General features: G+C 70.1%; 11 protein-coding genes and 1 pseudogene. 8 read left to right on the forward strand and 4 right to left on the reverse strand.

Features of this window, described 5'->3' with window-relative positions; genetic code table 11:
- Positions 1–147: 147 nt before the first annotated feature.
- Positions 148–1,386, reverse strand: a complete 1,239-nt coding sequence (locus tag OG422_RS29250; RefSeq protein WP_405747217.1) for a helix-turn-helix domain-containing protein — start codon at positions 1,384–1,386, stop codon at positions 148–150.
- A gap of 120 nt (positions 1,387–1,506) precedes the next feature.
- On the opposite strand from OG422_RS29250, the gene OG422_RS29255 reads away from it, so the two are divergent.
- The 3 genes from OG422_RS29255 (at position 1,507) to OG422_RS29265 (ending at position 3,202) form a co-directional block, all read left to right on the forward strand.
- Positions 1,507–2,268 (forward strand): hypothetical protein, encoded by a 762-nt coding sequence (locus OG422_RS29255; RefSeq protein WP_405747219.1) that lies wholly within the window; start codon positions 1,507–1,509, stop codon positions 2,266–2,268.
- A gap of 229 nt (positions 2,269–2,497) precedes the next feature.
- Entirely contained in the window at positions 2,498–2,830 is a 333-nt protein-coding gene (locus OG422_RS29260) for a hypothetical protein (RefSeq protein WP_405747220.1), read from the forward strand.
- 123 nt (positions 2,831–2,953) lie between these two features.
- Positions 2,954–3,202, forward strand: a complete 249-nt coding sequence (locus tag OG422_RS29265; RefSeq protein ID WP_405747222.1) for a LysM peptidoglycan-binding domain-containing protein — start codon at positions 2,954–2,956, stop codon at positions 3,200–3,202.
- Between the two features lie 72 nt (positions 3,203–3,274).
- On the opposite strand, the gene OG422_RS29270 is transcribed toward OG422_RS29265, so the two are convergent.
- A complete protein-coding gene (locus tag OG422_RS29270; RefSeq protein ID WP_405747224.1) occupies positions 3,275–3,535 on the reverse strand; it encodes a hypothetical protein in 261 nt (86 codons plus the stop codon).
- An 851-nt stretch (positions 3,536–4,386) separates the two neighbouring features.
- Between OG422_RS29270 and OG422_RS29275 the strand changes: the two are divergent.
- The 3 genes and pseudogenes from OG422_RS29275 to OG422_RS29285 form a co-directional block, all read left to right on the forward strand.
- Positions 4,387–4,554: pseudogene (locus tag OG422_RS29275) on the forward strand (NAD(P)-dependent dehydrogenase); the annotation flags it as partial.
- A 431-nt stretch (positions 4,555–4,985) separates the two neighbouring features.
- On the forward strand, positions 4,986–6,557 hold the full coding sequence (locus tag OG422_RS29280; RefSeq protein ID WP_405747226.1) for a hypothetical protein: 1,572 nt from the start codon (positions 4,986–4,988) through the stop codon (positions 6,555–6,557).
- Positions 6,554–11,344 carry an FtsK/SpoIIIE domain-containing protein gene (locus OG422_RS29285; RefSeq protein ID WP_405747228.1) on the forward strand — a complete coding sequence of 1,597 codons (4,791 nt, stop codon included), beginning with the start codon at positions 6,554–6,556 and terminating at the stop codon, positions 11,342–11,344. Before OG422_RS29280 ends, OG422_RS29285 begins: the two co-directional genes overlap by 4 nt.
- A 104-nt stretch (positions 11,345–11,448) precedes the next feature.
- Here the strand turns inward: OG422_RS29285 and OG422_RS29290 are convergent, their stop codons facing one another.
- Together OG422_RS29290 and OG422_RS29295 are read right to left on the reverse strand one after the other, a co-directional pair.
- On the reverse strand, positions 11,449–11,757 hold the full coding sequence (locus tag OG422_RS29290) for a hypothetical protein (RefSeq protein WP_405747230.1): 309 nt from the start codon (positions 11,755–11,757) through the stop codon (positions 11,449–11,451).
- Between the two features lie 48 nt (positions 11,758–11,805).
- On the reverse strand, positions 11,806–12,813 hold the full coding sequence (locus tag OG422_RS29295) for a hypothetical protein (RefSeq protein ID WP_405747232.1): 1,008 nt from the start codon (positions 12,811–12,813) through the stop codon (positions 11,806–11,808).
- Positions 12,814–13,132: 319 nt separating this feature from the next.
- On the opposite strand from OG422_RS29295, the gene OG422_RS29300 reads away from it, so the two are divergent.
- Both OG422_RS29300 and OG422_RS29305 read left to right on the forward strand, forming a co-directional pair.
- Positions 13,133–19,057, forward strand: coding sequence for a hypothetical protein (locus OG422_RS29300; protein ID WP_405747233.1), 5,925 nt, complete (start codon positions 13,133–13,135; stop codon positions 19,055–19,057).
- Positions 19,054–21,828, forward strand: coding sequence for a right-handed parallel beta-helix repeat-containing protein (locus OG422_RS29305; RefSeq protein WP_405747235.1), 2,775 nt, complete (start codon positions 19,054–19,056; stop codon positions 21,826–21,828). The genes OG422_RS29300 and OG422_RS29305 overlap by 4 nt, the downstream gene beginning before the upstream one ends.
- Position 21,829: the final 1 nt, after the last annotated feature.

Raw genomic sequence — 21,829 nt, forward strand, 5'->3', positions numbered from 1 at the left:
TGTAGGCTGTCCAGTAGTCCTCTGTCGATCCGCACTGTCGGCACGGTGGCGGATCGCACGGCTGCGGCCGACAGCGGTGGCAGTACTTCGAGTGGTGATTGGCCACCGGCCGCTCGCGGCACTCCGGGCAGTTCCTCGGCGCCGTCATCAGATCGGCGGGAGAGTTCGGCCGCGCTCGAGCCGCGGGACAACTGTCGGAGATCCGGTCGCGGCCTGCGGTTCGGCCTTCGGCCGGCGGGCCGCCGCCACCTCCGGTTCATGTACCAGCAGGTCTGCGGTCGTGCAGTTCAGCACCACGCAGATGATGTCCAGGTCATCGAGTCGGACCGTGGTGGGCGTTCCCGTCCACAGCGCAGACATTTTCCCCGTACTGATCTCCAATCCGGCCTCCGCCAGACGGCGACGCATCTCGGTGGATTTCCAGATCCCCTGCTCGGCGGCTTTCATCCGCAAGTTCCAACGCATACCCTCCTCCTCATCCCAGGCCCAGCCGGGACGCGACCCGCTGGTTCGCCGCGACCCACGTCTGCTCGATGTGGTTGTCGTGCACGTGGATGTACGGGTCGTCGTGGATAGCCATTCGTGGCCCAACAGCTCCTGCACAGCCTTCAGATCGACGCCCTGCAGGTAGAGCGAGGACGCGCAGAAGTGCCGGAGCACATGCGGCGTCAGTCTCCCGGACCAGGAGGGGAGGAATGAGTCGACCGCGCCCTTCGGCACCAGGCGAGATTTCGGCCCCCGCCCTCGGCTGCCCTTGCCGTGCCGGACGTGGAACTTGCCGAAGTCGCCCAGGTCTGGCCGCCAATCGCGAATGTCCAGCTTGACCGTCTCGCCGATCCGTGTACCGATCCTGCGCCACAGCGAGGCGGCCATGTAGTCCCTGGCGGCCGGCAGGAACTTCCGAGCCTGCCCCAGCGACTCCCGCCAGCCGGCGAACAGCTGGTCCACCTCCATCTCCGACGGCGGGATCCGCGGCGTCCCGTACTCGCTCTTTGCCGGGCGGTTGAACTCGTCGATGGGCTGCACCAGCACATGGCCGGTCAGCGCGTGCACGTCGCCCTGGTAACGGGCGATCAGGAAGTCGAAAAACTGGGCGAGTGTCCATGCCTTGCTCTGGACCGTGCTGTGAGCCAGCCGCTTCACCCTGCGTTGATCCGCAAGGAATCGGTCCGCGTCCTCCGGCGCCGTCGTCCACACCGGCCCGCCGAGGAACCGCACGAACTCGAAGATCACCCGGCGGTCGTCGGCGATGGAGTCGTCGCTTAGCCCAGCGCCGACCCCGGCCAGCAGGAACTGGTCGACTAGTTCCTGCTCAAAGTCCTCGTATTCCTGCGCCGTCTCCAGCCGCCGTGGTGTCCCGATCGACCGGACGACCGCGAGCTTCATTCACGCCTCAGTTCAATTCTAACGACCATGCGTCATGGATATCGGTAGACCTTCAGGAATCGCGACGGAACGTCGAACTCTCCACGCGATCGAGTGAACCCCGGCTCACCAGCGTCACAGGTGAGGAGAAGACGGATCGAACGGAAGGAACTCACGGGAGTCCCGACATCCGGTAGCTCGCTCCACGAGGCCATCGCCGACCAAGACGTCGTCGTCACCCCTGGGGCGACCACGCGGCTGACGATCACCGACCCGTTCAAGGCCGCAGAGATCCTCCTCCGGGCGAAGGACGGCAAGGCCGGCAAGCTCCTGCCCGGCGCAACCGTGAACATCGGCACCGGCACCACGACGCTGCTCACCCTCACCACCGGGGCCAAGGGCACGGCCTCCGGGGAACTGCCGGTGTCGAGCCGGAAGACGGAGTTCTGGCTCAAGCAAATAAAGGCCACGACCGGCTACGACCTCTACAAGCCGACCAAGATGTTCACCGCGGAACCCGGGGCTCCGATCACCGTGACCGTCACCAACGCCAATACCACGACCAGCCCGAAGCCCGATACCTCGGACAAGCCGACGCACAAGCCCACCGGCACTCCGTCCACGCCCGCGGACACACGGAGCAGCAGTGGCCCCGGCCGGACTGAGACTTCTTCGACGGGCGCCATCACGCCGGACGGCGATTCCTCGTCCACCCCCGAGGCCGGTCCCGACGACACGACGCCGCAGGCTCCGGCCGGTTCCCTCGCCCACACCGGCGCCGATGCCACCCCGTGGATCGCCGGCGGCGCGAGCTTCCTCGTCGTCGGCACCGTAGCCCTGATCGCCGCCCGCCGTCGTACGTCGGCTGGACCCGAGCGGGGAGACAGCAGCGAGACCAGCTAACCCAAGAGCACTCCGCCATCAGCAGGCCCCGGAACCCAGTTCCGGGGCCTGCTGCGTTCCGGGCAGCTGCTCCTGGACCCGGCCGACACTGAGCTGGTGCCTCAAGGCGCTGGAGGAGGAGTCGGAAGATCTCTACGAGGTCGCCCGCGCTCTCCTGGACCCTGCCACGGGAAGTTTCACCACAGAGGTCAGCGAACTGCTGGAGTACGTCGGCTCAGCGCTGCTCGTCATGGACCGGGTGACGCTGGATCCCCCGTGGCGCGGGCATGGCCTGGCGGCCGTACTCGCCTGCGAGGCGATCCAGCGGCTCATGGCCGGCTGTCGGGCCATCGCCTGCTCTCCCGGCATCACCGACATCAGCAGCCGACGTCTGACGGACAGGTCCGAGTGGGACCGCGTGAACGCCAAGATCGCCCAGGGGGGGGAGAGCCTGGGGTTCCGCCTCTACCGAGACAATGTCTATCTCCTGTCTCCCGCCTCGCAGGACCTGGAGGAGCAGCGCGGCGCACTTCGCAGGCATCTTGCCGAACTCGGTGCGTCCTGGCGGACCGGCGCTTCATGACCGGCCCCGCCAACGCTTGAGGCGAGCGCTCCAGGAAGCTCGCGAACGCGGGGGCACGTACAAGGCGACGGCGTCCGGGCCGACCACGGGCGGTTCGCACGCCGGGTCGGAAAGGGCAAGGCGGTGACGGTCAAGGCCGGGCAGCCCCTGGGCAAGATCGCCGCTTCCGCCGGGGTGTCCCTCGCAGCTCTCCTGGCCCTGAACCCCCAGGTGTTGAAGGAAGGCGGGACCTATCTCCCGACGCCGCCACGCGGCCGGTCGGGCACCCGGATCACCCTTCAGTGCGGATGCCGGCCGGTGGCTCGAACGTTCCAAATCGGCCTGCGCGTCGCGGCGGTGGGCGGCATCCGGTGCGAGGTGTGCGGCGAGTAGTTCACCGAGAAGCTATAGGCGGGCGGCACCAGCCGCCGGGCGGGCCCGGCGGCCCCACCAGGGCTGCTGCGGTCACGCGAACGGGTCGCCCGTCAGACCATCGATGCGCACCAGCCCATCGCCTTCCGGGTCGGAGACCTTCACGTAGAGGGTGTATTCCCAGCCCTCTTCCGTTGCGCGGCTCCGCGTCCAGCTCAGAACTTCATCAATGGTTGAGTCGGTCACCTCGAATTCATGCGAGGTGACCGACTCTTTATCCCAGAAGTAGACGCGATATGCGGGGTTTTCCTGTTCCCAGGAAATGTCGCGCGGGTCTACGCTTCGCCTCTCCATGAGAGAAGGCTACACCCGCAATTACGCCCTGCAGGCGCTAGTGGATGACCACCCATCCCGTGTATCCGTCATCGAAGTTACCGGGGAATGGTGCGGTGATGTGCCCGGTGATGTGGCTTCAGTGGGGAGATTCATGACGCGCATCCGGAGCTGGCGACGTGGTCCGCCGGGTCCGAACGGACGGGCGCGGAGCCGCTCTGCTCGTCGCTGCTGTCGGTGAGAATGGCCTCGAAGTCCCGTGCCACCTGGCCGGCCCGCAGGTCACTCGAATCAGCGATCGCGCAACAGCTGCGGCAGTAGGCAGTGTTGAAATCGACCTGCTGTGGGCCGCGCATCTCGCCACAGGGCCCGCCGCGCACACCACGCCCGTAGACGCTGCGCCCAGGCGGACCCACCGCTCGGGATCGATGCGCGGGCGGCCTGCGAAGCCTCCCTTCGGCAGGCCCTCGCACGCCGCGAGCGGCAACACCGGCCCGAGCGTCTCGCGCTGGCCCTCGTATCGCGCGACCCGGGCGTGGACTGGGCGCTGGGTGTCCAGGTCTGTCTTCACACACCGACATCGGACACCCTCGTCCCCTGTCCGCAGGCCATCCCTTGGACTCACTCATCCAGCGGGCTGATGGTTCGTCATGGTCGTGGCGTTCGTGACTCACCTGGTCGGGGTGCGTTGAAGTCGGTATGGAGACGGATGTCCAAGCGGCTTTGTGGGAAGCCGAGTTGGATTCATTGCTGCTGTGAGTGGGCGAGCGGTTCGCTCGGGTGGAGCCGTGGCGGACGCGGGTCTACGTCCGCGGGCTGCTGGGACCTGTCGGACGGAAGAATGGCTGGCGGCTGGCCTCCTCCTGGAACAGGGACGGGCGGTGGCGCTGGCGTGCGCGCGAGAGGGCGCCGATGATGCGGTGTTCACCCATCTTGCGTCGGAGGAGGACGAGGCACGGGAGATGGCACGGCTGGTCGAGGAGGCAGGGCGTAAGGCCGTCGCGGTCTCCTGCGGCATCCGCGAGGAGGAACAGTGGCGCGTGCGGTCGCCGAACGGCCGTCGCCGATCGTGAGGCGGCCAGGGCGTGGCGTTCGGGACGGCCGTCGGGGGAGGCGGCGGAGCAATTCGCTCTCATATGTGACACCGACCACGCCCGCTCCGCGCGGGGTCTCCATGGCCTCAAGGTGGCCGGATGTGTTGGCGGGATGCCGGGAATGTCCGGAGAGCTTTGCCGGGGTGGAATGGGCCTGGCTAGGGTGGCCGGGGCCGGTGCAGCCAGGCCGCCCCGACGGCTCGTGGGCCGTCAACTCGAAGACTCTGAGGCAGCGTTGCGATGAGCGAACCCCATACTGGCTCGATTCGGGGCCGTTTCGCCGGCCCGTTCCGCGCCGCGTACTCCGGGCCGGGAATTCCGTACGGCACGGTGACACCCCGGATGCGACCGGCCGCGTGTCGCGCGGGGGAGAGCGCATGACGCGCACCGGGCGGCCGGGGCTGCCGCTCGCGTTCGGGATGCCCGACCGTACGTCCTGGCTGATTCTGCTCGGCTTCCTGGTCGTCCTGTCGCTGCTGATCTGGCGGCTGGTCCGGGCGATCCGTAAACAGGGCGGGCTGCGGCGGACCTGGCGCCGCATCGGGTGGGAACTGCGGATGACGGCACGGGCGTTCACCGCGCCGGTGCGCGCCTACCGGCGTCACCGGCGCTGCGCGCGGATGCTGGCGGCCCACTTCGCCGACCCGAGCGCCCACGACGTCACGCGGGCGGCTCTGGACCGTGCGGACGCGGACTCGGGGGAGGGGTGCTTCGCCCCCACCGTGCAACTGAGCGCGGGCGGTGAGCGTGTCCGGGTTGTCGTCGCAGGCCGTGACCCGGCCGGCTCGCCAGGGCCCGTGCGGCCTTGGGCGGATGCGGGCACGGAGCCCGGCGACTGGACTTGGGCGGCCGCGGCGACCGGGGTCCGCGACGGAATGTCACCCGATGCGTCAGGGCACCGCCGCCGGGCGCGGCTGCCGCTCGTGCTCGGCGTGGACCGGGCGGCGCCGGGCGTCGTGCTCGTCGACTGGCTGCTCGGTCCGGCCGCACTGTGTGTGGAGGGCGAGACCAAAGTGGCCCGTGAGGTGGTGCAGGCACTCGCCGTGCAGCTCGACCGGTTCGTGGACGGGCCGCCGGTCGAGGTGACCACCGGGGTGCATCCGCGGTTTCCCGGCAGGGCGTTGGACGACGTCCTCACGGAGCTGGAAGTGGCGTCGGATGCGCGGGACAGCGACGGGCCGGCTGCGGGCAGGGTGCCGGTCGTGGTGTGCTGGGAGCCGACACTCGAACAGGCGTTCCGGTTGGTGGAGTTGTGTGCGCGGGGAGGGGCGCGGACCGTGGTGGCCGGCCGGTTGCCGGGGCTCTGCTGGCTCCTGCACGCCGAGAGGGACGGTCGGCTGCTCGGCCCCGGCCCGGGGGTGGACGTGGAGTCATCGGGCCTCGGCTGGGCCGTGGCGCGTGGGGTACGGCGAGGGACTCCGGTCCCGCGGTGCCTGCCACCGCAGGGCGGTGGTCAGCATTCCGGTAACGACACGGCACCGCGACCCACGGTGGCGCACAACACGGTGGGGACGGGTGCTGCCCCCGGTGACGGCCCGGCGATCGAGGCGACGGGAACGGTGCCCGTAGCGCCGGCCGCCGCCCCCTCGGACGCCGTCGTGGCGGAGCGGCCCCCGCCGGGCGCCGATTTCGAAGAGCCGCCCACAGGCGAGGACTTCGAGGAGCCCGGACCCGAAGCCGACCTCGAAGCCGGTATGCCCGCCACCGCGGGACAGCAGCCTGCCGTCGACCGCAACGTACCGGCCTCGGCCAGCGCGTGGGACCGGCCCGAAACGGACCTGAAGCCCGCCCCGGACGCCCAGGCCCAGCCCGACCTGGCCGAGCCCGGGGCCACCGCCCCTCCGGGGTACGCCGGTGTGTCCGCCTCTTCCGGACCCGCTCAATCCAACCCTGACTCCGACCCCGCCGCACCCGGCGACTCCCAGGAACGGACGCCTCGTAACCCGTGAGACTCTTCGTCACCATCGCCTCGGCGGCGCCGGATACGCCCGCCCTCGCACCGGATTCCGCTTCCGGCCCGCGCCGTGACCTGGTCCTGCAAGCCGCCGGCCGGACCACTGTCGCCGCGCTGGCCGGCCGGCTCGGCGGTGCGGAGAACCCGGGCGGGCCACCGGCCACGCTCTTCCTCGGCGAGCGTGAACTGCCCGCCGATCTCCCGCTGTCCGAAGCCGGTATCCGGGACGGTGTCACGCTCGGGCTCGGCGGTCCCGTCCCACCTGGGCCGGACAGCGGCTACGGCCCCGACCGCAGCGAACTGCCCCCGCCGTCCCGGTCCGCGGACGGCGAGCGGCTGCCACGCGGACCGCGGGTGGAATTGCAGCTCATCGGTGGCAGAGGAGCCGGCCGCAGCTGGCCGCTCGACCTCGGTACGCGCACTGTCGGCCCGGCCGCGGGCAGTTCCGTACGCCTTCAGGGGCGGGGTGTGCCCGACGAGGGCATCTGCCTCACCGTCCGCCCCGACGGCACCGTGCTGCTGGAGACAGGGAAGACCACGGGGGCCGGAAACACCGAAGGGACCGAGGGTGCTGACGCCGTGGCGGGGGTCACGCCCGCCACGCACGCCGCCGGGGGCGCCACCGGCCGTGCGCCGGGCCACGGCTCCGACGGTGTCGCCCTGTCGGTCCCCGAGGCACCGGTCGGCCGGCCACGCGCGGACGCCCCGCCGCTGCCGCCCGCCCCGCCGCCCGAGCTGCCCGACCCGTACGCCGATCCGCACGCACCGGTGCCGGACGGTTGGGAGGAATGGCCCCTGGGCGGCGAACTGCGGTTCGGTGAATTCCTGCTGCGGGTGGCCGAGCCGACCGAGGCGGACGCCGTGGTGGGCGTATCGGACGACGGCAGCTGTCTGGACTTCAACCGGCCGCCCCGGATCGTCCCGCCCCTGGTGCCCGAGCGGTTCTCGCTGCCCTCGCCGCCTCTCCCGCCCCCCAAGCGAAGCATTCCGCTGCTCGTGGTGCTGGCACCGATGGTCATGGGCATCGGCATGGTCGTCTTCCTCCACTCGTACTTCTACTTGATGTTCGCGCTGTTCAGCCCCGTCCTCGCCATCGGGAACTTCATCAGCGGGCGCCGCAGCGGGCACCGTGAATTCCTGCAGTCGGTGGCCAACTACCGCATCCGCCGCGCCTCGTTGGAGCAGGACGTCAAGGACCTGGTCGCGCGGGAACGCAAGCTGCGGGTGGCGGCAGGACCCGACCCGGCCGTCGCAGGGCTGTGGGCCGTCGGCCCCGGCGCCCGGCTCTGGGAACGCCGCCGTGGCGACCCCGACCACCTGCTGATTCGGGTCGGCACCGTACGCCAGTGCTCGCTGCTGACCATCGACGACGCGTCCCGCGAGGACAACCACCGGTCCGTCAACTGGAAGATTCCCGACATGCCGATCGGCGTGGACCTGCCAGGCGACGGCGTCGTGGGCATCGCGGGGGAGCGCGACGACACCCGCGCTCTGGCACGGTGGGCGGTGGCACAGGCCGCGATCCTGCACAGCCCCCGAGATGTGCGGATCACCGTCCTCACCGACGCGTCGGGCGCTCCCGCATGGGAGTGGGTGCGCTGGCTGCCGCACGCCCGTCCCGGCGAGGGCGGTGTCGCCGCGCCGGAATCGGGCGGCCCCAGCGTGACGCTTGGCAACGACCCGGAGACGGTGGCCAACCGGGTAGCGGAACTCGTCTCCGCCATCCGCTCCCGCGCCCGCTCGCGCGAGTACGCGAGGGGTGACGTGCTGCCGCCCGAACCCGACCTCGTCGTGGTCATCGACGGCGCCCGCCGCCTGCGGGACGTCCCGGGTGTGGTGCAGGTACTCAAGGAAGGGCCCGCCGTACGGGTCTTCCTGATCTGCCTGGACCAGGAGGAGCGCATGCTCCCCGAGGAGTGCGTCACCGTCTGCGCGGTCGGCGCCCGCGAGGTGACGCTGCGCCGCACCGGCAGCACCGACCTCACCGGCATCCGCCCCGACCTGGTCGACACCGGCTGGTGCGAGCGGATCGCCCGGTCCCTGGCACCCGTACGGGACGTCACCCCGGACGGCACCGACGGCCTGCCCGACCGTGTCGGCCTGCTCTCCCTCCTCGGGCTGGAGCCGGCCCGCGCCGAGGAACTGACCTCCCGCTGGCACCAGCGCCCGGCCTCCACCGCCGTCCTGCTCGGCTCCGGCTACACAGGGCCGGTCACCTTCGACCTGGTCAAGGACGGTCCGCACGGACTGATCGCGGGAACCACAGGCGCCGGCAAGTCGGAACTGCTCCAGACGCTGGTGGCGTCGCTGGCCGCCGTCAACCGGCCGGACGAGATGACGTTCGTGCTCGTCGACTACAAGGGCGGCAGCGCCTTCCAGGGCTGCGAGCGGCTACCGCACGTCCTGGGCATGGTCACCGACCTCGACAGCCACCTCGTCGAGCGGGCCCTGACCTCGCTCAGCGCGGAACTGACCCGCCGCGAGCGCATCCTGGCCGACGCGGGCGCCAAGGACCACACCGAGTACCGCGCGCTGCGCCGGCGCGATCCGTTACTGGCGCCGCTGCCCCGACTGCTTCTGATCATCGATGAGTTCGCGACGCTCGCCCATGATGTGCCGGAGTTCGTCCCCGGGCTCGTCGGCATCGCCCAGCGCGGCCGTTCACTGGGACTGCACCTGCTGCTGGCCACCCAGCGCCCGGCCGGTGTGGTCACCGCCGACATCCGCGCCAACACCAACCTGCGGATCTCACTGCGGGTCACCGACGCCCAGGACAGCCACGACGTGCTGGAGGTCAACGACGCGGTCTCCATCTCCAGCGGCACTCCCGGCCGCGCCCTGGCCCGCATCGGGCACCGCTCGGTGCTGCCCTTCCAGACGGCCTACGCGGGCACCGCGCGCAAGGACACACCGGCCGACGGTGCCGGAGCAGGGCCGGCCACGGCTGCCGGGCCCGAAGATACTATCTGGACCAGCGAGTTGAACTGGCCACTGCTGGGCCGCACCCCGGCCGCCCCCACCCCGGACGAGAACAGCGCGGCCCAGGACGCGCCGGAGCCGGCCGCCGGCGAGGACGCAGCCACCGACCTCACGGCCCTGGTCGAGGCGATCCAGCAGGCCGCAGCCGACCTGGACATCGCACAGCAGCCCAGCCCCTGGCTGCCCGCACTGCCGCAGACGGTCGGCCTCGACGAACTGCCCGAGCGCCCCGACCCGGGCGGCGGCCGGCTCGCCCCGGTGCCCTGGGGGCTCGTCGACCTGCCGGGCGCCCAGCGTCAGGAACCGCTGGAGCTGGACCTGTCCCGCTTCGGGCACCTCTACCTGTTGGGCACCCCGCGCTCGGGGCGCTCCCAGGCGCTGCGAACCATCGGCGGCGCCCTGGCCGGGCGCCACTCGTCGGCCGATGTCCACCTCTACGGAATCGACGCGGCAGGTGGCGCGCTGACGGCACTGACCGCACTGCCGCACTGCGGCGCGGTCGTCCCGCGCGCCGACCTGGAACGGCTGAACCGGCTGCTGGCCCGGCTCGTCACGCAGATGACCGAACGCCAGGAACTGCTCACCGCGCACGACGCGGCCAGCCTCGCCGAGCTGCGCTCCCTGCTTCCCGCCGCCGAACGCCCGGCGCACATTGTGGTGTTGATCGATGGCTGGGACGCCCTTGCGGCACTGCTCAGCGAGCACGACAGTGGCCGGCCCCTGCACGAACTGACCGCCCTGATCCGCGAGGGTGCGCCCATGGGCATGCATGTGATCGCCACGTCGGAGCGCGCCCTGATGTCGGGCAAGGTCGCGTCCCTGAACGACGAACGGCTGCTGCTGCGGATGACCGACCACAACGAATACAGCCTGGCGGGCATCTCACCCAAGCTGGTCCCCGCCGCCGTGCCACAGGGCCGCGGCTGGCGCGGCGGCAGCGCCCTCGAAGTACAGATCGCGCTGCTCGGCCGGCCGGGCCCAGGACCGGTCACCGGCCGCGACCAGGCACAGGCATTGCAACGGATCGGGGAGCGGGCGAGCCACCGGGACCGGGACGTGCCCGCTTCCCGCCGGCCGCCACGGGTACTCAGCCTGCCCCGCCAGGTGTCCTTCACCGAGGCGTACGAGAAGGTGCCGGAGGCCGGGCGGCGGCCACTGTGGGGCCTGCTGGGCATCGGCGGCGACGAACTGGCCGCGGTCGGTGTCGACTTCGCCGCCGACGCACCGTCCTTCCTCATCAGCGGCCCGCCCGGAAGCGGCCGGTCCACGGCGCTGACCACCCTCGCCGTGTCCCTGCTGGCCGGCGGCACCAGAGTGGTGGCGCTCACCCCGAGGGAGTCGCCGCTGCGCGGGCTGGCCCGGCACCCGAGGGCCGTCGTCCTGGAGGAACTCGACCCCCTGGCCGAAGAGGTCAGCGCGGCGCTGGAGGCCGAGCCAGGGCCCGCGGTCGTTCTGGTGGACGACGCCGACCTGCTCGCCCAGCTCCCGGCCGCCGACGCAGCGCTGCGCGAGGTCGCCACGTCCGGCCGTGACCGCGGGATCGGGCTCGTCGCCGCGGCCACCGCGGAGACCCTGACATCGGCGGGTATCGGCTGGCTCGGGCTGGTCCGTCGGGTACGCAAGGGCCTTCTACTCTCCCCGCAATCACCCGGCGAAGGCGACCTGCTCGGCGCGAGGGTGCCCTACGACCTGCTGCGCGGCCGACCGACCCCCGGTCGCGGGCTGACCGTCGACCCGGTGACGGGCGTGTTGGTGTCGGTGCTGGTGCCGCAGACCGTACTGCGTGAGGAGGAAGCCGGCTGACCGAGGCGGTCGCCGGACGTCGGTGCCCCGCGACCGGACGGTGAGGTCCGGCCGCGGGGCACCGACGTCCCGGCGGCACACCGGCTCATCTCAGCGGCCGGAGGTCACTTCGCGTTCCGCGTTTTGCTCGCGACGTCCTTGTCCATCTTATCGACGGACTCCTTGATCATTTTGAACTGGGTGGCGAAGCTGTTGATGCTCTCCACGGCCTTGTGCAGCGAGGCGGTGAGGTTGGTGTACGACTCCTTCAGCGCCGGGCTGCTCTGCTGCATGAACAGGCCGTTGTCCAGCAGCCCTTCGACGGTGGTCTTGGTCTTCACCAGCAGCGGGTTGATGTCGTTCACAGCCTGGTTCATCGCGTGGGAGACGCGATTGATCTCGCTGTAGTCGATATTGATGTTTCCTGAGGGCATGGGTGGTTGCTCCCTGTTTCAGTAGGGCGGGGGAACGGCCCCCGGGCGTCATTTGGTTTCGGTCTTGACCCAGCCCGAGTCCTCATCGGCCTGGTCGCTCGTCCACTCCACGGTCTTGCCGTCGGTCACCACGATTTTGGTGCCGCTCCCGTCCTTCTTGACCTCGATGGTGGTGATCACCTCATGGCCGTTGAGGTCCACCGAGGAGCGGGACGTGCCGTGCACCGTCTGCTCGTTGCCGTCCTTGTCGGGGCCGACGCTGGTGTACGTGCTGGTCGAATCGCGATGCCCTGTCTTCTGGTAGTAGACAGAGGTGGTGGTGCCTTTGGTGGTGCTCTTCTTGCCTTTGGGATCCTTGGTGCTGCTGCTGAAGACGTCCTTGGTGATCCTCTTCTCGGGGTTCTCGATGGCCGTGGCGGTGCCCTTGGTCGTGGTGACGTTGCCGTACACATCCGTCGAGGTCGCGTTATACGTGCCGTCGGGGTGATAGGTGGTGGTGTCCGACGCTTTCAGGCCGGACTTGGTCGTCATCTTCGTGGTGATTTTCGACGGTTTGCCGTCGGCCCCGTACTCGTACGTCGTCGTCGTGGAGTTGCCCTTGCCGTCACCCGTGGTCCACGTGCTCGGCCGTTTACCCGGCCGTTCCGGCTCGGGCGGCAGGTCGGACGCCTTGTAGTCGGGATGATCCTTCTTGTACTGCTCGACTGCCTGGTGCCATGCGTTCCACTGCTCGGTGATGGTCCGGTGGAGATCCACGGAGAGTGAAGCGCTCTGCTTCGCGGCGTCGTTGGCCAGCTTGAAGTCCAGCTCAGCCCACTGCTTCGCCACGCCCTCGTACTGGCCCTTGAGCTTCTCCAGCTTCCCCTCGGAACGCTTGAACGCGCTCTGCCAGGTCAGGTAAAAGGAGCGGATCGCGGTGACGGCCCTGCGGGAGCCGACATCGTCGACCGAATAGTTCTTGTTCTTCACCCGGGCCTGATGGACCTCGTCCTTGAGCTTGCCGGCTTTCCGCGCGACGTCGTTGAGGAGTTCGTAGTCAACAGCGATGTCGGACACGCTCACACCCTTCACTCGTGTCGGAATACTGCCCGTCAGGCGAACTGTTTGACCGTCAAAAACCGTGCACGACACACTAGTTCGGCCTGTCCGACACCATAGGGTGATCGCACAGCGGTCTCGTTCGCAGTGAACCGTTCGTGCCGTCCCTGCGTGAACATGGATGTGAAGTCCGGCGACCACGGTTCCCGGACCGTCCGGCACCAGTAAACGAGAGGAAAGTGGCGTGGCTGCGCGTCCCGGCGACTGGAGTTCCCTCGGCCTCCACGGCGACCCGACCCCGGGCGACCCCGCCACCGTCAGAACCATCGCCGACGCCATGCGCGCCCTGGCCCGGGACGCCGGAACCATCGACACGGGCCTGCGCGAACTCCAGCGCACCGCAGGTGACGGACGGCGCTTCATCGGCAAGACGGCCGACCAGCTACGCAAGATGGTCGACGACCACCTCCACAACTTCGTCGGACACGTCGAAGAGTCCTTCCACAAGGCCGAGGCGGCGCTGCGCAAGTACGCCACCGCCCTCGCCGACGCGCAGAGCGACGCCGACCGGGCGCTCGCCGCGGGCAAGGGCCTCGACGACGACGACCCGGAACGGCAGCGCCACACCGACAGCGTCAACGACGCGAAGACCGCGCTGGAGACCGCCGCGAGCACCCTGGCCACGGAGCTGTCCGCGGCCGGTGAGCTGATGGTGCAGCCGGTCAGCGACTGCGACCTGTTCTGGGAAGCGTTCAAGTGGCTGACCATCATCATCTCGGTCATCGCGGTCTTCACCGGCGGCGTGCTCGGCATCCTGGCCTGGGCCATGAACGCGGTCGTGCTGATCAAGACCATCGTCGACTTCAGCGAAGGCAAAGCAGGCGGCCTCGAACTGGGCCTCGCCTTCCTCGGCGTCCTCTTCCCGACCACCAAGGCCCTGAACGTCGGCGCCCTGGTCAAAGGTCTCGGCGGCGCCCTCAAGGCCGGGGCGGGCGGCATCGCGGGATCCGGCAAGAACCTGGCAAACCAGATCAACCACATCGCGACGGCCGGCGGCCTGCCCAAGATCGTCGTAGCGCCCGTCGTGATCTCGGTCCGCGCCGGCAACGCCGTCAAGGGAGGCTGGAACGGCGCCGGCCGCGCCTTCACCAACGACTGGGTGCGCATCACCGGGCAGGCGAACGGCTCCTGGGGCAAATTCGGCGCATACGCCACAGTCAATATCCAGCGCGTCGGACGGCTGGTCGTGGCCACCTTCCTGCCGCTGAACGCCGCGGAACTCGGTGTGCTGGGCTTCGGCGGCGCGGCCCGCCTCGCCTTCGGCAGCCGGGTACTGGGCATCGACTACCCGCACCTCGAAGCGCTGATGGCCAACTCCGGTCGTACGCAAGCGGCACTGCACGGCGGGGTACGGACGGGAAACCTCGGCAGCGGCGTACTGGTGTCACACGCTCCGATCGGCACGTCCGGACTGCACGGAGCCGAGTTCCCCGGCATGCCGACGATCCACCTGCCCGCCACGGACTTCAGCGGGCCCGGCGGACGCCTGGCGCCCGACGTTCCGCGCGCTCCGGGCGTGGGGATCCCCACCGGCCCCGGCGGCGCACACGGCGCAGGCGTCCCCGGCGGGCTGAACCTGCCCCCGGCGGCCGGGATGCACCAGGGCATCCCGCCCGGGGAGAAGGCTCTGTTCATCCCACCGCCGACCGGCAAGCTCCACCCCAGCGGCCTGAGCCTGCCGGACGCGCACGGCTCGGCCACGCTCACCGTGCAGCGGCTGGACTTCACGTTCGCCTCGGACGCCCATGGTTCGGCGTCCCTCACCGTGCAGCAGATGGATTTCGCGTTCGGACACGTCCGTCTCGACAACAACCTGCTGCTGTCCGCGCACACCGTCATCGACCTGCTCAAGGACGCCCACGGCTCATCGCCGCTCTCGCACCTGACGCACGAACCCCTCGGCGCGCACGTCCCGGAAACCACCTTCACGTCCGGCGCCGAGCACGGCATCGGCACCGGACACGCGATGGCGCGCGGAGCGGTCGGACATGCCGAGGGCCTGGACGACATGTCCTTCCCCGAGCTGTACGCGCTGTCCGTCGGCGATGTCTCGGTGACCGCTATCCACGAGGGCGGGGCCACGTTGCGCATCGGCGACGCGGCCCCCCGCGTGATGACCGGCGAGAGCCTGGCGTTCACGGCGCCCGTCAACAAGGGGGTCGATGCGCCTGCAGTCCAACACCTGCCGGGCGCAGCGCAGTTGCCGGGCGCGCTGGACGGGCACGGCGCGCCGGCCGTGCCGCGCGGCGAGGGCGCGGCCGGAACCGGCCGCGGCGTGTCCCTGAACGGCGCCGGGACCCTCGACCATGCACCGGTCAAGGCCCCCGTGCCCCAAGGGCTCCTCAACGGAGCCCGCAATGCCGCAGGCATCCCCGCACCGTCCCTGCCTGCCCTTTCCGCTCACGACATGGCGATGAACCTGCTGGACCCCAAGGGCGGTGCGCCGCGCGCCGCCACCGGAAGCAGTGCCGACACAGCGGGCCCCGCCGGCGTCTCGGCCCGCCCCACCCTCGACACCGCGGGCGAGGGCGGCGGCGCCGACTCCCTGCGCGGGGCCCTCGACCTGATCGCCCACCCGGGCGGCCCGGCGAAGGCCGAACGGGCCGTCCCCCTGCCGCAGCCCGCGGCGAAACCGGGCCCTGCGGCACCCGCGGCCCACCCGGAACAGGACCCGTCCGGCGCCGCGGCCACCGGCCCTGCGGCGCACCCCGCCGGGGCCCGCCCCGGCGCCACCACCGCGCCGCCCGTCAGCCGGTTCGGCGGGATCCCGCCCGCCACCGTGCTGAACCAGCGCATCCGCGCCAGGCACGACCTGATCGTCGGTGGCTCCACCGGACCCGAGGCCGGGGCGAAGTTCAACGCCTGGGCCAGTTACGAGGGTGCGCTCTCCCATCTCGCGAAGGCGGAACGGGAGGCGGCGGACCTCACCCCGCGACCGGGCGCCGCCGCGGGCCGGCCCGAGCCGACTTCCGCCGCCGTAGCGGCCCTGGACGAACTCGGCGCCCGGCGCGCCGAAGTGGCGGAGGCCGAAGCCCGCCTCGACCAGCTCGGCATCGACCCGCAGCGCACTCAACGGGAAATCAGGGTGATCACCGGCCAACTGGCCGGCGAACACGGCTTCCTGGGCGGCGGCCCGCGGCCACGCCCCGAGCCTGCGGCGGCGACGCCAGAGGTGAACCGTACGCCGATGGCGGAACCCGCCGCGCGCGCGGGCGACGACGCGAAGCCCCAGGGGCCCTCGCGGAGTGCTTTCGACCTTTCCACGCCCGGGTCGGCAGCTCGCGCTCGCGCCAGGGACGACGTGATCACCGGCGGTACACCGCACTGGCAGGCCCAGGCACGGAGAGAAGCCTGGATGCGGTACGAGGCCGCGCTGGCGGGACTGGCCGATGCGGGTGACCGGGCGGGGCGGGTGCTGGGCGATGCCCACGGCGCAGGCTCGTCCGGGCTGCCGGCCGGGGCACGGGCGGCCCGGGACGCGGTTGACGTCCACAGGGCCGCGGTGGCCGCGGCCGAGTCCCGGCTCGCCGAACTCGACATCGACCCACATGTCATGCGGCAGGATCTCATCGCCGCACAGCAGCAGGTCGGCACCGAACTCTTCCATCGCGGGGAACACAGTGGCGCCGTCGGCGGATCCCCCGGCGCCCTCACCGAAGCGCACGGTGGCGCTGCACCGGATGGCACGTCGGCTACCGGCCTGCGGCAGCCCACCGCTGAAGACCTGACCTGGCAGGACGTATCAGAGCTCAAACCAGCGGGCAGAGGCGGGATCCAGGTCAACGGTGCCTTCCGCGAACTCAGGGGAGATGGTCCGGATGGGTTGAACAGCAACGCCTACCTGGAATGGATGAAACAGAGCACCGCGGAGAGTCGCGACATCGGTTTCGTGGTGAACACCATCGTTAGATACACCGAGATCCAGGACGACGCGGGACGTGCAAAGCTCCAGAAATTCCTCGACGTGATCACTCCCGGTTCGCGTGAATTCAAGGGGAAATTCGGCGTGGTGATCGGCGTCAACGGCAATCCCGAAGAGATGGCCAAGGTCAACGAAATTATCGAGGGCGCGACCCGCGACCTGGAATTTAAGTACCCGCTAGCGCTGGTGGGTATGGGCCTCACCTGCCGCGGCGAGAATTTCCCCCACGGAACGGCACGGAATATCACCATGACCAGCCCGGCCAGCAGGTTCATGGTGCGCTCGATGATGTTCTCCCCGGAGCGGCCAGGGCACATGTATTTCGCGTTCATGGACTTCGACACCTATCCGCGTCTCATCTTCGACGGCAGGCACATTTTCGCACACCTCAACACGGAGTTGAACCTCGAGGTGGGGGCGTTGCGGCCATTGGCGATTTCCGGTGGCTACCGACTGCCGGAGCAAGGACAGCCCGGCGCGGGTATCGACCACCTGATCGCGGACACGGAAAACCGCCCCGGTCCCGGGCGGGCCACCGTGCTCGACATCGACCCCTTCAAGGCCGCTGTATCGGCAGATATGCGGGCCCGCGACCGGCAGGCCGCCCTGCACCCCTTGCTGCCATATTCGCCCGAACCCAATCTCTATGTGGACGCCGCCGCGACGCTGGTTGACAAGGCCGACGACATAATGCGGGACGGGGAGTGGCATCCGGTCAGATTTGGCAAAAAAAGGAGCGAATTCAAGGGGCTGGCCGAAACGCTCAATTCCTTCAACGCCTGGGAGCTGCACCGCACGCTGCCGTTGCCGGATCCTGAGGCGCGCATTTTCCCCACGGACACCGCCGAGGTGAAGTTCAACGACCAGAAATCCGAGGACCAGGTCTTCGTGAAGCGCAGGCTCACCGAGCGGGAAGTCGAAGCCATCGCGGAACGACGTTACTCAAAGCAGCTTGACGGCGCCGCCCGGCAGCCCCCGGACGCGAAGCTCGACGACATCACGGAGAGTCTCACCCGCAATGAGCTGGGCGACATCATGAAGGTGCACACCGAACGGATACTCGCCGCGGAGAACTTCCGGCTGCCGGACCGCGGTACACCGTTCCTCACCTCATTCGAGGGCGCTGCCGTACCCACCGACCTGTCTCGTATCCTTGAGGCATACGTGAGAAAGTCCAAGCCCGATTCGCGCCCCAAACCGCTCCAGAATCACGACGATCTGAACATGCCGAGGCGAGGTCTTTTCGGACGGGGCAGCTTCGACGTCCCCAACACAAGGCCGGCGAACCTGTCCGCGGGGAAAGGTGTGACCTGGGCCGCTCACCGGAACAGCGTCTTGGACGCCATCCCCGCGAATGCAATGGCCAAAGATCCGTTCGTGCCGGTGCATAGGAACTCGGGGATGCCCCAGGCGTCCCCGAGGGACATCATGCGCAGCCTCAGGCAAATGAGATTGAGACCGCAAAACACCTTCGGGCTGAATGTCTCCGCGTCGATCCCGGGGGCAGGTGAGCTGGCACTGCGGGCGGGAATCCCGGAGCGCGACAAGGGATTCGCCGCTCTCAGCCTGGCGCTCGGCGCCGAGGACGTACGCCTGGTGCGCAACCTGGATTTCGTCGTGGCCGACACTGCCCGGCGGAGGACCGAAACTCCCTGGAAGACCGAATGGTCTTGGGAGACCGAAAGAACATCGCTCTTCCACGCCATGAAGAACACCACCACAGGCGGCCCGGGAGGGCGCCTGGACCCCCGGAATGTGCTCGACCACGTGGTCCAAGGGCTCAGCGGGCGGAAGGGCAAAGGCGCCAAGAGCATCCTGACCGAGATGAACCCCGCAACCAACTGGAAGGATCTGTTCGCCGCCCTTGCCACGGGCCGGATACGCCAGGACTCGGATTTCCGCGCGGGCGCGGCCGACACCCTGGCTCTGAAGCTCTTCGCCAATGCCCTCGGCAGTCGTATCCGGCTGCTGGATGCAGGGGGCCGTCTCCTGCTGGACGTGCCGGTGACGACACCCGGTCACATGGACGAGGACACTTCGCTGGACTTCATTTGGCAACGAGAACAGGACGGCGAAAATCACCACTGGGTCCTGGGGGATTCCGCCCACCGGTCGGACGACCACGGCGCCCCTCGGCCGGACACCCCCATGCCGGACACCCCCATGCCGGACACCTCCAGGCCGGGCAAGCGCGGCCCCGACCACTTGGACAACAATCCCCGGGCTTTCAAGCTCCCCTTCCGGGGCAGGCCAGGCACCAGCCAAGGGGGCCTCACATGACTCCGGCCGAGCAGCCCCACAGCAAGCAGGTCCATCGTGTCGCGCCCGGACAGCCGGACGCGCACGCCACTTTGGCCGCGGCACTGAGGACCGCCGGACCCGGCGACGAGGTCCATCTCGGCCCCGGGACGCACACCGAGGCCGTGCGGATCGACCGGCACGTCACCCTGCGGGCCGCCGACGGCACCGGCGGGGCGCTCCTGGCGGCTCCCGACGGCACGGCGCTCGCCCTCGAAGTGCTGCCCGGCGCGCGGCTGGTGCTGGACGGCATCACCGTACGGGGCCACGCGCCGGACCGGCCGGCGGTGCTGCTCGCCGGCGGCACGACGCACTGGAGCGGCGGCGGCATCGCCCGTGGGCGCCTCGAAATCCTGCGGGACGCCGCACTGACCATGACCGGGGCCCGGCTCCGCGGCGCGGAACTGGCCGGCGCGCTGATCAGGACCACCGGAGCGGTACGGCTCGCGGACTGCGCCCTGGAGGACGCCGCGGGCACCGGCATCGTGGTGGGCGGCGCCACCCGCCTGGAACTGGCGGGCACCCGCATCCTGCGAGCGTCCGGATCGGGACTGAGGGCCCGCGAGGACGCCCAAGTGCGGCTTCGGGACTGCCTGATCGACGGCGCGGGCCGCAGCGGGCTGCTGTTCGAGGACCGATCGGCGGGAATCGTGGTGGACTGCCGTATCCGCGCCGGCGGCACCGAGGCGGTACGGGCGCTGGACACCTCACCGGTGCCGGCGTCCGACGACCCCTACGACACGCCCGGCGGCGCACCGCCCCCCGACGTACGCGGCGGACTGCTCCTGTACGGCTGCGAGTTGACCGCATCGGGAACGGACGCAGTGCACGCCGCAGGGCAGAGCGACGTCCTGCTCTCCGGCTGCGTGCTGCGCGACAGCGCTGGCTGCGGTGTGGCCGCGGCCGACCGGGCGCGGGTACGGCTGGACGACTCCCGGATCGTACGGACCACAGCAGCCGCGCTGATGGCGCACGGCGCCGCCCGGCTGACCGCCCGGGAGGTGAGCGTGCGCGAGACGTCCGCCAACGGACTGCTGGTCACTGACGACGCGACGGCCCATCTGACCGACTCCGAGGTGACCGACTGCCGGTTCAGCGCGGTGCACACCGGAGGCCGCGCCGCGGCGGTCTGCACCGGCCTGCGGATCGCCGCCACACTCGAACACGGCCTGCACGCAGTCGCCGACAGCAGCCTGGAGCTGACCGAGACCCGCATCGCCGACTGCGGGATGTCGGGCCTGGACCTCTCCGGCGCGGCCCGCGCCACTGCCACCGCACTGGCCGTGCTGCGCTGCCGCAACGGTGTCACCGCGGGCTCCACCGGAGGCCTGCGGCTGGCCGACTGCACGGTGACCGACGCCGAACGGGCCGGCTTCACCTTCGGACCGGGCGAAGGAGCGGAGCTGACCGGTGGCCGGGTGCGGCGCGCCGGCACCGCAGGACTGGTCTTCCAGGAGGGCGCCACGGCGCGCGTCGATGACATCGTGATCGACCAGGTGACGGGCTCCGGGCTGGTCGTCGCAACCGGCGCGGGCCCCCGGGTCCGGAGCGTACACATCGTCAGCCCCGGCAAGAACGGCCTGATCGTGGACGCCAACGGCGCCGGGATCTTCGAGGACTGCGACATCACCGGACCCGGCTTCCCCGCCGTGCACGTCGGCGAGGCGGCGACGCCCGTACTGCGCCGGATTCGGGTCCAGGACGCCGGCGAGGACCTGAGCGCGGAGCCCGGAGCCGCGCCGACGGTGGAGTCCTGCGTCTCCTGGCAGGTGCGCGAGCCTCACTGGCCGGCGCCCTTCGCCCCCGCCGCGACGTCCCCGGAAGAAACCGCTGCAGCCACGTCCGGCGCCGCGCACGCCTCGGCCACCGAGGGCGATCTGGACGAACTGCTCCATGAAATGGGGCAGTTGATCGGACTGGAACGCGTCAAGCAGGACGTCGCGTCACTCGTGAAGCTGATGCGCATGGTCCAGCGCAGGGAAGCGGCCGGGCTTGCCGCGCCGCCGCTCAGCCGCCACCTGGTCTTCGCCGGAAACCCCGGCACCGGAAAGACCACCGTGGCCCGGCTCTACGGGCGCATTCTCGCCGCCGTAGGACTGCTGGAGCGCGGCCATCTCGTGGAGGCCGACCGCTCCGCGCTGGTCGGCGAGTACGTCGGCCACACCGGGCCGAAGACCCAACGGGTGTTCCAGGAAGCGATGGGCGGTGTGCTGTTCATCGACGAGGCATACTCCCTGGCCCCCGTCGGCAACGCCGGCGGCAACGACTTCGCGCAGGAGGCCGTCGCCACCCTGGTGAAGCTGATGGAGGACCACCGGGACTCGGTGGTGGTCATCGTTGCTGGATACCCGGCGGAAATTGAGCACTTCATCGACTCCAACCCGGGCCTGTCCTCCCGCTTCAACCGCACACTGCTCTTCGAGGACTACGGCACCGAGGACCTGGTACGGATCGTGGAGCGGCATGCCGCTTCACACCAGTACGAACTCACCGACGCAGCACGCGAATTGCTCATCGGCTACTTCAGCCACCTGCCCCGCGACGGCCGGTTCGGCAACGGGCGCTCGGCGCGGCAGATCTTCCAGGCGATGACAGAACGCCAGGCGTACCGCGTCGCGGAGAACGACTCACCGTCGGACGCGGACCTGACGACCCTGTCCGCATGGGACGTGCCCGAACTCGACGTGCCCGAGCCGGCCGTCGGCCCCGCATCCGTATCCGACGCGCCCCCGGCGGACGCGTCCCACAGCTGAT

Origin of the sequence: Streptomyces sp. NBC_01525, from assembly GCF_045040405.1 — a bacterium.
Lineage (GTDB): Bacteria > Actinomycetota > Actinomycetes > Streptomycetales > Streptomycetaceae > Streptomyces > Streptomyces benahoarensis.

What these genes read in the sequence shown, in the direction of transcription:
- OG422_RS29250 (WP_405747217.1), bottom strand. Translation starts at nt 1,386, where the DNA reads ATGAAGCTCGCGGTCGTCCGGTCGATCGGGACACCACGGCGGCTGGAG.
- OG422_RS29260 (WP_405747220.1), top strand. Translation starts at nt 2,498, where the DNA reads ATGGACCGGGTGACGCTGGATCCCCCGTGGCGCGGGCATGGCCTGGCG.
- OG422_RS29270 (WP_405747224.1), bottom strand. Translation starts at nt 3,535, where the DNA reads ATGGAGAGGCGAAGCGTAGACCCGCGCGACATTTCCTGGGAACAGGAA.
- OG422_RS29280 (WP_405747226.1), top strand. Translation starts at nt 4,986, where the DNA reads ATGACGCGCACCGGGCGGCCGGGGCTGCCGCTCGCGTTCGGGATGCCC.
- OG422_RS29290 (WP_405747230.1), bottom strand. Translation starts at nt 11,757, where the DNA reads ATGCCCTCAGGAAACATCAATATCGACTACAGCGAGATCAATCGCGTC.
- OG422_RS29300 (WP_405747233.1), top strand. Translation starts at nt 13,133, where the DNA reads ATGCGCGCCCTGGCCCGGGACGCCGGAACCATCGACACGGGCCTGCGC.
- OG422_RS29305 (WP_405747235.1), top strand. Translation starts at nt 19,054, where the DNA reads ATGACTCCGGCCGAGCAGCCCCACAGCAAGCAGGTCCATCGTGTCGCG.